12 protein-coding genes and 3 tRNA genes are annotated in these 14,256 nt (G+C 44.9%); 12 read left to right on the top strand and 3 right to left on the bottom strand.

From position 1 onward, the window contains the following. Window positions 1–62: 62 nt before the first annotated feature. The 3 genes from NBH16_RS15630 to NBH16_RS15620 are packed head-to-tail and all read left to right on the top strand — an operon-like array spanning window position 63 to window position 4,963. Window positions 63–2,312: an aconitate hydratase gene (locus NBH16_RS15630; RefSeq protein WP_048927482.1), complete on the top strand. Its 2,250-nt coding sequence runs from the start codon at window positions 63–65 to the stop codon at window positions 2,310–2,312. Between the two features lie 24 nt (window positions 2,313–2,336). Then, a complete protein-coding gene (gene icd / locus NBH16_RS15625; protein WP_005856984.1) occupies window positions 2,337–3,614 on the top strand; it encodes an NADP-dependent isocitrate dehydrogenase in 1,278 nt (425 codons plus the stop codon). 5 nt (window positions 3,615–3,619) lie between these two features. After that, a complete protein-coding gene (locus tag NBH16_RS15620; RefSeq protein ID WP_008772165.1) occupies window positions 3,620–4,963 on the top strand; it encodes a citrate/2-methylcitrate synthase in 1,344 nt (447 codons plus the stop codon). A gap of 112 nt (window positions 4,964–5,075) precedes the next feature. Here the strand turns inward: NBH16_RS15620 and NBH16_RS15615 are convergent, their stop codons facing one another. After that, window positions 5,076–5,351, bottom strand: a complete 276-nt coding sequence (locus NBH16_RS15615) for a putative quinol monooxygenase (RefSeq protein WP_005856980.1) — start codon at window positions 5,349–5,351, stop codon at window positions 5,076–5,078. A 101-nt stretch (window positions 5,352–5,452) separates the two neighbouring features. Here NBH16_RS15615 and NBH16_RS15610 point away from each other — a divergent pair, with 101 nt between their 5' ends. Continuing rightward, window positions 5,453–5,833, top strand: a complete 381-nt coding sequence (locus NBH16_RS15610) for a GtrA family protein (RefSeq protein WP_005856979.1) — start codon at window positions 5,453–5,455, stop codon at window positions 5,831–5,833. Between the two features lie 146 nt (window positions 5,834–5,979). Here NBH16_RS15610 and NBH16_RS15605 read toward each other — a convergent pair whose 3' ends face one another. Then, window positions 5,980–7,638, bottom strand: coding sequence for an amino acid permease (locus tag NBH16_RS15605; RefSeq protein WP_005862312.1), 1,659 nt, complete (start codon window positions 7,636–7,638; stop codon window positions 5,980–5,982). A gap of 114 nt (window positions 7,639–7,752) precedes the next feature. Here NBH16_RS15605 and NBH16_RS15600 point away from each other — a divergent pair, with 114 nt between their 5' ends. Then, complete coding sequence (locus tag NBH16_RS15600; protein WP_048927295.1) at window positions 7,753–8,085, top strand: DUF3795 domain-containing protein; 333 nt, start codon at window positions 7,753–7,755, stop codon at window positions 8,083–8,085. Window positions 8,086–8,119: 34 nt separating this feature from the next. Here the strand turns inward: NBH16_RS15600 and NBH16_RS15595 are convergent, their stop codons facing one another. Further along, window positions 8,120–8,851, bottom strand: coding sequence for an SDR family NAD(P)-dependent oxidoreductase (locus NBH16_RS15595; RefSeq protein ID WP_057326247.1), 732 nt, complete (start codon window positions 8,849–8,851; stop codon window positions 8,120–8,122). A 96-nt stretch (window positions 8,852–8,947) separates the two neighbouring features. On the opposite strand from NBH16_RS15595, the gene NBH16_RS15590 reads away from it, so the two are divergent. The 7 genes from NBH16_RS15590 to NBH16_RS15560 all read left to right on the top strand — a co-directional run bounded on the left by NBH16_RS15590 (window position 8,948) and on the right by NBH16_RS15560 (window position 14,050). Continuing rightward, window positions 8,948–10,093: an acyltransferase gene (locus NBH16_RS15590; protein WP_008772162.1), complete on the top strand. Its 1,146-nt coding sequence runs from the start codon at window positions 8,948–8,950 to the stop codon at window positions 10,091–10,093. Between the two features lie 145 nt (window positions 10,094–10,238). Next, entirely contained in the window at window positions 10,239–11,594 is a 1,356-nt protein-coding gene (locus NBH16_RS15585; protein ID WP_009017450.1) for a dipeptidase, read from the top strand. Window positions 11,595–11,605: 11 nt separating this feature from the next. Further along, window positions 11,606–12,862 carry an amidohydrolase gene (locus NBH16_RS15580; protein ID WP_250788854.1) on the top strand — a complete coding sequence of 419 codons (1,257 nt, stop codon included), beginning with the start codon at window positions 11,606–11,608 and terminating at the stop codon, window positions 12,860–12,862. 11 nt (window positions 12,863–12,873) lie between these two features. After that, window positions 12,874–13,701 carry a purine nucleoside phosphorylase I, inosine and guanosine-specific gene (locus NBH16_RS15575; protein ID WP_005862304.1) on the top strand — a complete coding sequence of 276 codons (828 nt, stop codon included), beginning with the start codon at window positions 12,874–12,876 and terminating at the stop codon, window positions 13,699–13,701. Between the two features lie 79 nt (window positions 13,702–13,780). Continuing rightward, a tRNA-Gly gene (locus NBH16_RS15570) sits at window positions 13,781–13,853 on the top strand. A gap of 16 nt (window positions 13,854–13,869) precedes the next feature. Beyond that, a tRNA-Leu gene (locus NBH16_RS15565) sits at window positions 13,870–13,953 on the top strand. A gap of 13 nt (window positions 13,954–13,966) precedes the next feature. After that, window positions 13,967–14,050 (top strand) — tRNA-Leu (locus tag NBH16_RS15560). Window positions 14,051–14,256: the final 206 nt, after the last annotated feature.

Raw genomic sequence — 14,256 nt, 5'->3', positions numbered from 1 at the left:
TTTTAGCTGGTTATAGATAAATATATTTGCGAAAAGGCTTACAATAAAAAACGAATATGAATATGGTGTACGACATTGACATGCTTAGAAATTTCTATGCGAATTTCCCCAGAAGAGTGGACACAGCCCGCGAACGTATCGGTGGTCGCCCGATGACCTTGGCCGAGAAAATCTTATATGCGCATCTATACGATGAAAGCTCGACTCGCCTTTTCAAAAGAGGTGAGGATTATGTGAATTTCCGTCCCGACCGTGTGGCTATGCAAGATGCCACCGCTCAGATGGCGCTTTTACAATTCATGAACGCCGGAAAAGAAAAATCCGCAGTACCGGCTACCGTGCATTGCGACCATTTGATCCAAGCGAATATGGGAGCCAAGACGGATATCGATACGGCTACCAAGAGCAATAGCGAGGTCTATGATTTCTTGAAATCGGTCTCCGATAAATATGGAATCGGTTTTTGGAAACCCGGAGCAGGCATTATCCATCAAGTGGTATTGGAAAATTATGCGTTTCCCGGCGGTATGATGGTAGGAACTGATTCACATACCCCGAATGCCGGAGGACTTGGAATGGTCGCTATCGGAGTAGGAGGAGCCGACGCCGTGGATGTCATGACCGGAATGGAATGGGAACTGAAGATGCCGAAACTAATTGGTGTTAAGTTAACTGGTAGTTTGAATGGTTGGGCCTCGCCGAAGGACGTGATTCTTAAGCTAGCGGGCATTTTAACCGTAAAAGGTGGAACGAACGCTATCATCGAGTATTTCGGTCCGGGCACCGCCTCCATCTCGGCGACCGGAAAAGCTACGATCTGTAATATGGGTGCCGAGGTAGGAGCGACTACTTCTTTATTCCCATTCGATAATACAATGGCTCAATATCTTCGTGCCACGGGACGTGACGAGGTAGCGAGCTGGGCCGAAGCTATTGGTGAATATCTGGAAGCGGATATGGACGTTCGTGCCGAGCCAGATAAGTTTTACGATCGTGTAATCGTTATTAACCTTTCCGAATTGGAGCCGCATATTAACGGTCCGTTCACGCCGGATGCAGCTACGCCTATCTCGGAGTTTGCCGCAAAAGTAAAAGCGAATGGCTATCCCCGAAAGATGGAGGTCGGATTAATCGGTTCCTGTACCAACTCTTCTTATCAAGATCTAAGCCGTGCGGCATCCATTGCTCGCCAAGCTTATGAGGATAAAATACCGGTAGCGGCACCCTTGATCATCAACCCGGGTTCCGAGCAAATCCGTTATACGGCGGAAAGAGATGGTATTATCGGTGATTTTGAACGGATTGGCGCAACCATTATGGCGAATGCCTGTGGTCCTTGTATCGGACAATGGAAACGTCATACGGATGATAATACCCGTAAGAATTCGATCGTTACATCATTCAATCGTAACTTCGCTAAACGTGCGGACGGTAATCCGAATACACATGCTTTTGTCGCTTCTCCGGAACTGACACTAGCCTTGACCATCGCAGGTGATCTATGTTTCAATCCTTTGACCGATACCTTGAAGACAGAGGATGGTAAGGTTGTGAAACTGAAAGAACCGAAAGGCACGGATTTTCCGCCGAAAGGTTTCGAGGTAAAGGATAACGGCTATCTGGCACCTACGGGTAAGAACGTAGTGGTGAACATCGATCCGGAATCCAATCGCCTACAGGTATTAAAGCCTTTCGCTCCTTGGAACGGAGAGGATTTCACGAATATGCCCCTTCTTATCAAGGCTGAAGGTAAATGTACGACGGATCATATCTCGATGGCCGGTCCATGGTTACGTTTCCGTGGGCATTTGGAAAATATATCGGATAATATGTTGATGGGAGCCGTAAACGCTTTCAATGGGAAGACAAACTCTGTATTGAATCAACTGAACAATGAATATGAAGCAGTTTCTGCCGTAGCGAAACAATACAAGGCAAATGGTATTTCCTCGATCGTCGTAGCGGAAGAAAACTATGGTGAAGGCTCTTCCCGGGAACATGCAGCCATGGAGCCTCGCTTCCTAAATGTAAAAGTGATCCTAGCCAAGAGTTTCGCCCGTATCCACGAAACAAACTTGAAGAAACAAGGAATGTTAGCACTGACTTTCGCCGATAAGGAGGATTATAGCAAGATCCGTGAGAATGACCATATCTCGATCATCGGATTGAAAGATTTTCAGCCGGGCAAACCGTTGACGGCCGTTCTTCTTCATGCGGATGGTACGCAAGAATCATTCCCGGTTAACCATACGTATAATGATTTACAAATTAAATGGTTCAAGGCGGGTTCCGCTTTAAATACAGCTCACTAAGACAAACAAAAAAATCTTGATATCATGAGTAAGATAACAAAGAAAGGTAATCATATTTTCGTTCCGGATCACGTGACGATCCCTTATATTGAAGGAGATGGCGTGGGGCATGAGATCACTCCCGTTAGCCAAAAGATAGTAAACGCTGCCATCAAGCAAGCTTACAACGGAACCCGTTCCATTGAATGGAAAGAGGTCTTAGCCGGCGAAAAGGCGTTTAAGCAAACCGGAAGTTGGCTTCCCGATGAGACTATGGAAGCATTCCGTGAATACATCGTCGGTATTAAGGGACCGTTGACAACTCCGATTGGTGGAGGTATCCGTTCATTAAATGTGGCCCTCCGTCAGACGTTGGATTTATATGTTTGTCTCCGTCCGGTTCGTTGGTTTAAAGGAGTCGTATCTCCGGTAAAGGAGCCGCAAAAAGTGAATATGTATATCTTCCGTGAGAATACAGAAGATATCTATGCCGGAATCGAATGGCAACAAGGGACTCCGGAGGCACAAAAGTTATTGAAGTTCCTCACCGAGGAAATGGGAGTGAAGAAAATACGTTTCCCGGAAACTTCCTCTTTCGGCATCAAGCCGGTTTCTGTGGAAGGTACGGAGCGTCTGGTGCGTGCCGCTATCGAATACGCGATATTGCATCAGTTACCGAGCGTGACTTTGGTACACAAAGGTAACATCATGAAATTCACGGAAGGTGGTTTCAAACTATGGGGATACGCTTTAGCGGAACGGGAGTTTGCGGATCTCACTTTCACATGGCCTCAATATGAGAAGATCAAGAAAGAGCAAGGCGAGGAAGCGGCCAATACCGCCTTAGTGGAAGCTTCAAAGGCCGGTAAAATCATTATCAAGGATGTCATAGCCGATGCTTTCTTGCAAAACACTCTATTAATTCCGGAAGAATATTCCGTGATCGCTACCTTGAACCTGAACGGCGATTATATCTCCGATCAATTAGCGGCAATGGTAGGTGGCATTGGCATTGCTCCCGGCGCTAATATCAACTATAACAGTGGTCATGCGATCTTCGAGGCAACACATGGAACCGCTCCGAATATCGCGGGAAAGAATCTCGTAAACCCCTCTTCCTTATTATTATCATCCGTGATGATGCTGGAATATATGGGATGGAGTGATGCAGCTAACCTGATTACATCCGCTATGGAGCAAGCTTTCTCCGCTGGAGAGGCCACTCATGACTTGGCTCGTTTTATGCCGAATGGCAAATCTCTCGGCACCAAAGAATTTGGTGATCGTATCATCTCTATTATCGAAACAATTAAATTAGTATAGTCATGTTGAAGAAAGAATATTTAATTTACAAATTGTCCGAGGCTGCCAGAGAGGCTTGCAAGATTGACAACGAACTTTTCCCGATGTATAATGTGAAACGTGGCCTTCGTAACGAGGATGGTAGCGGCGTGTTAGTAGGATTGACCCAAGTCGGTAATGTAGTAGGATACGAACGCTTGCCAGAGGGCGGTCTTAAAGCGATCCCCGGTAAGTTATTCTATAGAGGTTACGACGTAGAGGATTTAGCGCGTGATTTCATCAAGGAAAAACGGTTCGGTTTTGAGGAAGTGGCTTATTTATTACTTTCTGGTAAACTCCCCGATAAAGAGGAATTATCAGCCTTTAAAGAACTGTTGAACGATAATATGCCCTTGGAGCAAAAGACCAAGATGAATATTCTGGATCTGGAAGGACAGAACATCATGAATATATTGGCTCGTAGCGTATTGGAGATGTATACCTTCGACGCAAACCCGGACGACACCTCCCGAGATAACTTAATGCGCCAATCTATTGAATTGATCTCTAAGTTCCCGACGATTATCGCTTATGCCTACAATATTTATCGTCATAGCACACAGGGGCGTTCTTTACACATCCGTCATCCGCACGAGAACTTATCGATCGCAGAAAATTTCCTTCACATGCTGAAACGTGATTTCACGGATCTGGACGCACGTACGTTGGATTTGCTCTTGGTATTGCAAGCAGAACATGGTGGTGGTAATAACTCTACGTTCACGGTACGCGTCACTAGTTCTACGGGAACGGATACGTACTCATCTATCGCAGCTGGTATCGGCTCATTGAAAGGCCCGTTGCACGGAGGCGCCAATATTCAGGTAGTAGATATGTTCCATCATTTAAAAGAGAATATCGCGGATTGGAAGAACGTGGACGAGATCGATACTTATTTCATGCGGATGCTTAACAAAGAGGCTTATAACAAGACAGGCTTGATCTATGGTATCGGCCATGCGGTCTATACGATTTCCGATCCCCGTGCGGTCGTATTAAAGGAACTGGCTCGTGATCTGGCAAAAGAGAAAGGTCGCTCTGAGGAATTCGCCTTCCTTGAGTTATTAGAGGAAAGAGCGATCGAATGTTTCGCCAAGCATAAAGGAACTAAGAAACGGGTTTCCTCGAACGTGGACTTCTATTCCGGATTCGTTTATGAGATGATCGGTTTGCCACAGGAAATCTATACGCCCTTATTCGCCATGGCCCGAATCGTGGGTTGGACCGCTCACCGTATCGAGGAGTTGAACTTTGACGGAAAACGCATCATCCGTCCGGCTTACAAGAACGTTTTGGACGATAGGGAATATATCTCAATCAACGAGCGATAACACTAAAAAAATCATAGTTATGTTTTCTTTCATTCATAGTTATAAGTTGAAGGATTCATAACTATGATTTTTTAGCATGCTCAGGCTGATAATAATATCCTACATAAAACCCTTAAAATGTAAATTTCTCAAGTTTCATCGCACCTAATCCTTGCAATTTAGGAACCAACGTTACGAAATGCTCAGCTTTTTCGTGAGCTGATAAGGATTCAGCGTCTTTCCACGTCTCACAAATCATCAATACATCACTACGAGTAGAGCTCTCGAAAATATCATAAGCTATACAGCCATTGTCTTTCAAAGACTTTTCAACCAATTCTTTCGCTGTCTCCAATGCGGCTGGACGATTCTCCTCACTTACTTGAATAAATACATTTAGTCTAATCATACTCATAATTGTTTTAAGAATGTTACATACTTGATCAAAAGTACAGCACAAATATAGAAATAAACCCGTATATTTGTCATTCGAAACGTATAATTAACAGCATGAAGGAATCTGTTCGTATTCTTCGTTTCGCCATTGTAGGTTCTTCTAACGCTTTGATCACCGCATTGGTAATCTGGATATTAATGGATATTCTGGATTGTAATTACTTGTGGTCGAACATGGCTGGATATGTGGCTGCCTTGGTGAATAACTTCTTTTGGAGTAAATACTGGGTATTTTCTTCCGGAAAAGGTAATTTCTGGAAGGAGATTCCTTTATTCCTAATCGCTTTTGGTTGCGCTTACGCTACTCAATTCATATTCTTGCTTTTAATGGTGGAGGTGATCGATCTAAATGAATATCTGGGTCAGTTCCTTGGACTTTTCGTTTACGGAGCCGTTAATTTTATGATGAATAAGAGGCTTACTTTTAAGAGCTAGAATCCGATAAATCGTATCAAAGGAAGTGGTATAGTACGCCAGTAGTGGTGAAGGTCAACGCGACTACTCGCATAAGCCTTCACCACTACTGGTATTGACCATCGGGACTAGTCGCGTGAGCCATCGAGACTAATCGTGCTGAATCGCTAACGGGTAAGGCTCGTAAACTGCTTCCCGAGTCTGTAAAGATAGAAAGCTAGATGCGTAAAAGCGAATACGAATGAGATAATCAATAAGATTTTGCTCTCGCCCCATCCCACGGTTTGCTGGTGCCAAAGCCCCGTGATCACGCAAAGCACGGATAGGGTAATACCGATCATATCCAATGTGGTCTGTCCCGAGCGATGTTTCTGCATATGTTCCAGTTTGCTATGTTTGATTCCATAGCAGACATATATATCCAGACCGATTAACATCCATAATACCAAACGAATCCATGTATCAGCCGGGAGAAAAAGCATCATTACCAGACAAGTTATGATACCGGCGATAGGCACGAACGGAACCAACGGGGTCTTGAAAGATCGGGGAGCGTCCGGCATTGTCTTACGGACAATCAATACCCCGGCGCAAACTAGCGTAAAAGCGAACAAAGTCCCGATACTACACATCTCGCCCGCTACGCTCGCCGGAACGAAAGCTGCCAATGCACCGACCAATAACATAAACAGGAAATTACTTCGTGCCGGCGTGCGGAATTTCTCATGGATATGGGAAAATAGGGGAGGGAGCAGCCCATCCCGGCTCATACTCAAGAATACACGACTCTGTCCTAATAACGTTACCATGATAACCGAGCAATACCCCAGTAAAATAGCTATTACGATCGCCCGGTTCATCCAAGGGTAATCCGGACGAATCACACCAGAAGCATCCATTTGCCCCATATGATCGATAGCTATTGCCACAGGAGCGATTCCATTCTGGCCAGCAAACGCTGAGTAATGTACGACTCCGGTCATCACGTGGGCAAACAACATATATAATATAGTACAAACCACTAATGACATCAAGATCCCGATCGGCATATTCCGTTTCGGGTTCTTGGTTTCCTGCGCCGCCGTACTTACAGCGTCGAAACCGAGGAAAGCAAAGAATACGATAGCCGCCCCTCGTAGGATACCGGAGAAACCGAACTCGCCTAGGGTCCCCGTATTAGCGGGTATATAAGGCGTATAATTCTCCATACGGATATATTTCCATCCCAAGACTACGAACACCAAGACTACGGAGACTTTCAAGAATACGATAATCCCATTGAAGATAGAACTTCCTTCCGTCCCTCGTATCAACAAAATACTCATTAACACCACGATCACGAAAGCCGGGATATTCACGATACCGCCATCCCAAGGGCAAGCCGTCAAGGCTTGCGGTAAATGTACTCCGAATCCTTCCAGAAAAACGACCAAATACCGACTCCAACTTATGCTAACGGTCGTAGCGGCCACGCAATACTCGAGCACCAAATCCCAACCGATAATCCAAGCGACCAACTCACCCATCGTGGCATACGAATAGGTATATGCGCTACCTGCCACCGGGATCATGGATGCGAACTCGGCGTAACATAACCCGGCGAAACAACAGCCTAAGGCGGCGATAGCGAAAGATAAAGTAATGGCAGGCCCCGTATACCCGGCGGCCACCGCACCCGTAATGGAGAACAATCCGGCACCGATAATAACACCGACACCTAAGGCGATCAAACTCCACGGGCCAAGGATACGCTTCAGCGATTTACTGCCCGAATCATTTGCCTCGGTCATCAAATCCGCTAAAGGCTTCTTAATAAATAAACCCATCTGTATAGATTAAAAAATTAGTAATTGGGCGCAAAGGTAGGAATTTTTATTATGTTTGCCGAAAAGTAAAAGCAAGGACAGAAACAAACAAGAAAATAAATAGACAACTAAATAATGAAACAATTGATAGCCTGTTGCGGATTAGATTGCGAAAGTTGCGATGCCCGCATAGCCACAGTTAAGAATGATAATGAGCTAAGAGAAAAAACCGCCCAAAAGTGGAGTGCCATGAACAATGCGCCCGAAATTACAGCCGCAACTATAAACTGTATGGGGTGTCGTACGGACGGAGTGAAATTTGCGTATTGCAGTGATTATTGTGAAATACGCAAATGTGTATCCGGAAAAGGCTTTAATACATGTGGCGATTGTGATGAATTGGATAGTTGCCAGATAGTCGGTGCGGTCCTTCAGCATGCTCCCGACACAAGAGAAAATCTAATGTAGAAGCAAAAAAGATGAACCTCTAACATATCCGATCCTAATTCCGTATTGGCAGCCGTTCCCAAAGCCATTCAGGGATCAGTCTCCAGAGAAAGACAAGGATAGCGTATCTCCAATCGATGATCGCCCTTCTCTTTTTCCGGTCTATAGCGTTAGCGATACGCAAGGCGGCGTATTGGGGAGACATCAGCATAGGATAATTCCTGCCGTCTTTCAATAAATCCGTACGGACAAATCCCGGACGGATATCCGTAAATGTAATAGGCTGTTTCTCCATACGGGAAAGTTGGGCTAAAGCGTCTATATAAATATTTTGGTATCGTTTGGTAGCCGAGTAGGAGGGAGCGACACCTAATCCTTTGGTTCCGGCAATAGAGCTGATTACAGATATATGCCCGCCACCTTGACTGGAAAAATAACGATAGGCCGCTAGTACCATACGTGTAAAGCCTGTCACATTCGTCTGTATCGTAGCTTGTTCAATGGAAGTATCTAAGTATTTATTCTGGTTGCCGATCCCTGAACTAAGCAGGAAGATGTCCATTCCTCCCAAATCACGGATTAATTCGTCTAAACGATCAGCGGCATCCTCGGCGGTCACGTCCAACTGCTTTATCTGGATATGCTCCGGATCTTGCTTACGAAACTCCTCCAACCGATCAACCCGACGACCAGCCAATCCCAGTTGATATCCTCGTTTCCAATAAATCTTAGCAACCTCATAGCCGATACCGGAGGTAGCGCCGATAATGATAATTCGTTTGACCATAATACTTAATACAATAAATTAACAATAAAGATAAACAAAATTCTCATACTAAGCTCTATCTTTGTCACCCATCTTTTAAATTTAACACATAAATCCATGAACAACGCAACAACACAGTCACATATCGTGTGGCTCGATGTAATACGAACCGTAGCTATGCTGATGGTTATCGGAGTACATTGTATAGATCCTTTTTATATCTCACCTACACTCGGAAGTTTACCGGAATATAAACATTGGGCCGCTGTTTACGGCTCTCTTTTACGGCCCTCCGTTCCTCTTTTCGTTATGATGACGGGACTTTTACTATTGCCTATACGGGAACAATCTTTAGGTGTTTTCTATAAAAAGAGAATATATAGGGTATTATTTCCTTTTTTGATATGGTCTGTATTATACAATATATTCCCTTGGGTTACAGGGCTATTAGGTTTGCCGAAAGAGATAATCGGTGAGTTTTTCTGCTATGTGCAAGGAAATGAGTCACAATCCTTATCCGACGCATTGAAAGACATCGCCATGATCCCGTTCAATTTCAGTTTTAAGGAAAACCATATGTGGTATATTTATTTACTCATCGGATTGTATCTGTATATGCCATTCTTCTCCGCATGGATCGAGAAGGCGGATCGTTCCAAAGAGAGGGTCTATTTAGGGATATGGTTCGTATCTCTTTTCTTGCCTTATATGTCTGCCTATATCAGCAAATATTTATACGGGGAAGCGACGTGGAATCAATTCGGCATGTTTTATTATTTCGCAGGATTCAACGGATATCTCCTATTAGGACATTACTTAAAACAAGGTAATAATTGGAATATTTGGAAAACCTTCGCTATTTGCGCAGCCATGTTTGTGGTTGGTTATGCCATAACCTATTGTGGATTCAGTTCGGCCGCAGCGAATCCCGAGGCAACAGAATTGGATATGGAGTTATTTTTCACCTTCTGTAGTCCGAATGTAGTCTTAATGACGGCAGCTGTATTTATTCTTCTTCAAAAGGTACGTATTCATAATACTCTCATAGCTAAAAAACTATCGAAAATATCCAAATATGGTTTCGGAATCTATATCGTACATTATTTTGTCGTAGGTCCGATCTTTATCTTGATCGGGAAGTTTGATTTACCGATACCTTTGCAAGTACCCATAATGGCACTTTTGATTTTCATAATCTCATGGGCGTTTACTTGGTTCATGTACCGTATATTAGGTGAACGAGCTAAATGGATCATGGGATGAAACTCTTTCGTATACTGCAACCCGCCTTGCCGTGTTACTGCACGCCTATTGTAGTAACACGGCTAAAATACCATAAAACTCCTTGCAATCCCCATCTGTTTCGTTATATTTGCTACAATTTATAAACTTGATAAAATAAAACGCTATGTCAGTAAAATCTTATATCGAATCCAATAAGGATCGTTTTCTTGAGGAATTGTTCTCTTTAATCCGCATTCCGTCAATCAGCGCCAAGCATGAGAATAAGCCGGACATGTTGACATGTGCCCAGCGTTGGACTGAGGTGCTGTTGTCTTCTGGTGCGGATAAGGCCGAGGTAATGCCTACGAAAGGCAATCCTGTCGTATACGCCGAGAAAATGGTATCTCCCAATGCTCCGACCGTATTGGTTTACGCTCATTACGACGTGATGCCCGCCGAACCTTTGGAATTGTGGAAGAGTGAACCTTTCGAGCCGGTGATCCGGGACGGACGCATTTGGGCCCGTGGAGCAGACGATGATAAGGGACAGGGTATGATTCAAGTAAAAGGTTTTGAGACAGCGATTAAAGAAGGCTTGTTACAGTGTAACGTGAAGTTTATTTTCGAAGGAGAGGAGGAGATAGGTTCTCCTAGCTTGGAAGATTTTTGCCGGGAACATAAAGAATTATTGAAAGCGGATGTAATCCTCGTTTCCGATACAAGCATGGTCAGCGCTGAAACACCGTCGCTCACGACAGGCTTACGTGGTTTGGCTTACTGGGAAATAGAAGTAACCGGACCGAACCGCGATTTGCATTCCGGTCATTTTGGCGGAGCCGTAGCGAATCCGATCAATGTACTTTGCAAATTGATGGCAGATATCACCGACGTGGATGGACGCATCACGATCCCGGGTTTTTATGACGACGTGGAGGATGTATCTCCCGCAGAACGGGAGATGATCGCCCAAATCCCATTCGACGAGGAAAAATATAAGAAAGCGATCGGGGTAGACGCTCTTTTCGGAGAGAAAGGCTATTCTACGCTAGAACGTAATAGTTGTCGGCCTTCTTTCGATATCTGTGGTATTTGGGGCGGATATACGGGGGAAGGAAGCAAAACTGTATTGCCTTCAAAGGCTTATGCCAAGGTTTCCACTCGTTTGGTTCCACACCAAGATCATGCCAAGATCTCCCAAATGTTTGAGGAGTATATAGCTCGTGTGACCCCACCTTATGTTAAAGTGAAAGTTACGCCCAGCCATGGCGGGCAAGGATATGTTTGTCCGATAGACTTGCCAGCTTATCAAGCGGCAGAAAAGGCTGTTGGCATCGCATTCGGGAAGAAACCGTTGGCGGTTCGTCGCGGAGGTAGCATTCCTATTATCTCTACATTCGAGCAGGTATTAGGTATCAAGACCGTACTGATGGGATTCGGCTTGGAGCAAAACGCGATCCATTCGCCCAACGAGAGTCAGGAGTTGGATATCTTCTTCAAGGGAATCGAGTCGGTAGCGGAATTCTACCGTTTATATAAATAAGAAGGAAGAAGATGAGTATATTAATAAAGAATGTTCTGTTTAACGATAGGACGATTGATATCTATATCGAAGGAAAAGAGATCAAGCAAATAGGAGAGGGCTTGTCTTTTCCTGCCGATAAGATACTGGATGGTAGCCGTAAAGCCGTCATTCCCGGTTTCGTGAACGCTCATACACATGCTGCCATGACTTTGTTCCGCGGCTTCGGCGATGATATGCCGCTTATGCCATGGCTTGAGCAAAAGATCTGGCCGAATGAGACGAAAATGACCCGTGAGGATGTATATTGGGGAGCGAAATTAGCGTGCTTGGAAATGATAAAAAGTGGCACGACCACTTTCTTCGACATGTATCAACGCCCTCGTGTCACGGCCGATGTGACGGAGGAGATGGGATTGCGAGGTATCATAGCCGGCGTTTGCTTCGATGGTTTTGATAAAGAAGAGGCGGAGAAATGCAAACGCCATAACGAGCGACTGATCCAAGATGTGGATAACTACAGCAAACGGGTTCGCTTCTCGATCGGGCCGCACGCCATCTATACCGTTTCCGGTGAGCTTCTGAAATGGGCGCATCGGTTCGCTATGGAACATCAAATCCCGATCCATCTGCATCTAGCAGAGACAGAGGGGGAAGTGAAAGACTCTCTCGATAGATTCGGACTCACTCCTGTACGTTATTTATATAAGTTAGGTGTGCTTTCTCCACGTTTGATTATCGCTCACGGAATTTACATCGATGATGACGAGCTTCGCATGTTGGCCGATCACGAGGTGAAAGTCGTACATAACCCGGCCTCAAACATGAAACTGGCTTCCGGTATTCATTTTAAGTTTAAGGAAATGCGCCAATTGGGTATTACCGTGGGATTGGGAACGGACGGTTGTTCCTCTTCCAATAACTTGGATATGATCGAGGCGATGAAGCTGGCTTCCCTGTTAGGAAAAGCTTGGCGAAAGGATCCCGAAGCCTTGACCGCAAATGAGATGCTGCAAGCCGCTACTGCGGAAGGAGCCGCTATGTTCGGTTTAAAAGCCGGGCAGATCAAGGAAGGGTATTTAGCCGATCTATGTTTGATAGATCTCAACACCCCCGCTTTTACCCCGAACTTCAATTTCGTCTCAAATCTTGTATACGCCGCCAACGGCAGTTGCGTGGATACCGTTATCTGTGATGGTAAAATATTGATGGAGAATAAGAAGGTACCGGGAGAGGACGAGATTATGGAGAAAGCGACAGAGATAGCTTATAACTTGATGAAACGTTAAATTGATTAAATATGGAAATGATTAAAACCGAACAATATCGGGAAGCGGCCGCCTATTTAGCTAGCCGGATCGAAGGTAACCCGGAGACCGCCATTATCCTTGGTAGTGGCTTAGGCTCTTTAGCCGATCAAATAACAGATCCTATAGTGATACCTTATGCGGAGATCCCACATTTTATGAAATCTACCGCTACCGGGCATAAGGGGAATTTTATTTGTGGCAAACTAGGGGATAAGCAAGTCTTGGCTATGCAAGGCCGTTTTCATTACTATGAGGGCTACACAATGCAACAGGTCACTTTTCCCGTACGTGTAATGAAGCTCTTAGGAATCAAGAACCTTTTGGTCTCGAACGCCGCCGGAGGTATCAATAATACGTTCAAGGTAGGTGATCTGATGATCATCCGGGATCATATCAATATGATGCCGAACCCGCTGATCGGTCCGAACAATGAGGATTTCGGCACTCGTTTCCCGGATATGACCCGTGCTTATGATCGTGAATTTATCCGCTATGTGGAAGAAATAGCCGCCTCCCGATCTATCCCGTTAAAGAAAGGTGTATATGTAGGTTTGACAGGCCCTTCCTTCGAGACTCCTTCCGAGTACGCTTTCTATGGAAAAGTCGGGGGAGATGCGATCGGCATGAGTACGGTACCGGAAGTAATCGTGGCACGTCATGCGGGCTTGCGTGTATTCGGTATGTCTGTCATCACGAACGAAGGTTATCACTTCGCTGACGACTTTGTAAATGATGGTGCCGATGTTATCGTAGCGGCTAATAAAGCAGCATCTGTTATGACACAACTATTTACGGAATTGGTCAAAAAAATCCAATAAAAAAGTAACGCAAAGGCTTGGTGGTTTCAATGAAATCACTACCTTTGCACTCGCAATCGAGAACAAAGCGGTTGTATATGCGGAAGTAGCTCAGTTGGTAGAGCATAACCTTGCCAAGGTTAGGGTCGCGGGTTCGAGTCCCGTCTTCCGCTCTTTCTCGTATTGATTGCCCAGGTGGCGGAATTGGTAGACGCGCTCGTTTCAGGTGCGAGTGGTTTTGCGATCGTGCAGGTTCGAGTCCTGTTCTGGGCACCCTTCCTAAAATGCGCAGGTGGTGGAATTGGTAGACACGCTACTTTGAGGGGGTAGTGCCGGTTACGGCGTGTGAGTTCAAGTCTCATCCTGCGTACTTAAGTAAAAAAAGAAATAAGAGCATGATCTATTCAATTAGGTCATGCTTTTTTTGCGTGTCAAAATGACAGACGAATAAGATGGGCTCACCCGATAAACCTGGGGGATTAAGCATACAGCTTTGTAAGTCTGAAAAGAAAGAATTTTATATCCGTTACTCCTCTTAAAGCAGCTCTAAACGCCTTAATTTTAGCATTAAAAGAC

Origin of the sequence: Parabacteroides sp. Y3-G-102 (assembly GCF_023656845.1) — a bacterium.
GTDB classification, from domain to species: domain Bacteria; phylum Bacteroidota; class Bacteroidia; order Bacteroidales; family Tannerellaceae; genus Parabacteroides; species Parabacteroides distasonis.
The sequence above is the reverse complement of the archived record's forward strand: the minus strand, read 5'-3'. Positions and strand labels throughout refer to the sequence as shown.

Excerpts from the sequence above, each read along its gene's own strand:
- NBH16_RS15615 (WP_005856980.1), bottom strand. The coding sequence starts at position 5,351 with ATGATTAGACTAAATGTATTTATTCAAGTAAGTGAGGAGAATCGTCCA.
- NBH16_RS15610 (WP_005856979.1), top strand. The coding sequence starts at position 5,453 with ATGAAGGAATCTGTTCGTATTCTTCGTTTCGCCATTGTAGGTTCTTCT.
- NBH16_RS15585 (WP_009017450.1), top strand. The coding sequence starts at position 10,239 with ATGTCAGTAAAATCTTATATCGAATCCAATAAGGATCGTTTTCTTGAG.
- NBH16_RS15600 (WP_048927295.1), top strand. The coding sequence starts at position 7,753 with ATGAAACAATTGATAGCCTGTTGCGGATTAGATTGCGAAAGTTGCGAT.
- NBH16_RS15580 (WP_250788854.1), top strand. The coding sequence starts at position 11,606 with ATGAGTATATTAATAAAGAATGTTCTGTTTAACGATAGGACGATTGAT.
- NBH16_RS15595 (WP_057326247.1), bottom strand. The coding sequence starts at position 8,851 with ATGGTCAAACGAATTATCATTATCGGCGCTACCTCCGGTATCGGCTAT.
- NBH16_RS15605 (WP_005862312.1), bottom strand. The coding sequence starts at position 7,638 with ATGGGTTTATTTATTAAGAAGCCTTTAGCGGATTTGATGACCGAGGCA.
- NBH16_RS15630 (WP_048927482.1), top strand. The coding sequence starts at position 63 with ATGGTGTACGACATTGACATGCTTAGAAATTTCTATGCGAATTTCCCC.
- icd (WP_005856984.1), top strand. The coding sequence starts at position 2,337 with ATGAGTAAGATAACAAAGAAAGGTAATCATATTTTCGTTCCGGATCAC.
- NBH16_RS15590 (WP_008772162.1), top strand. The coding sequence starts at position 8,948 with ATGAACAACGCAACAACACAGTCACATATCGTGTGGCTCGATGTAATA.
- NBH16_RS15575 (WP_005862304.1), top strand. The coding sequence starts at position 12,874 with ATGGAAATGATTAAAACCGAACAATATCGGGAAGCGGCCGCCTATTTA.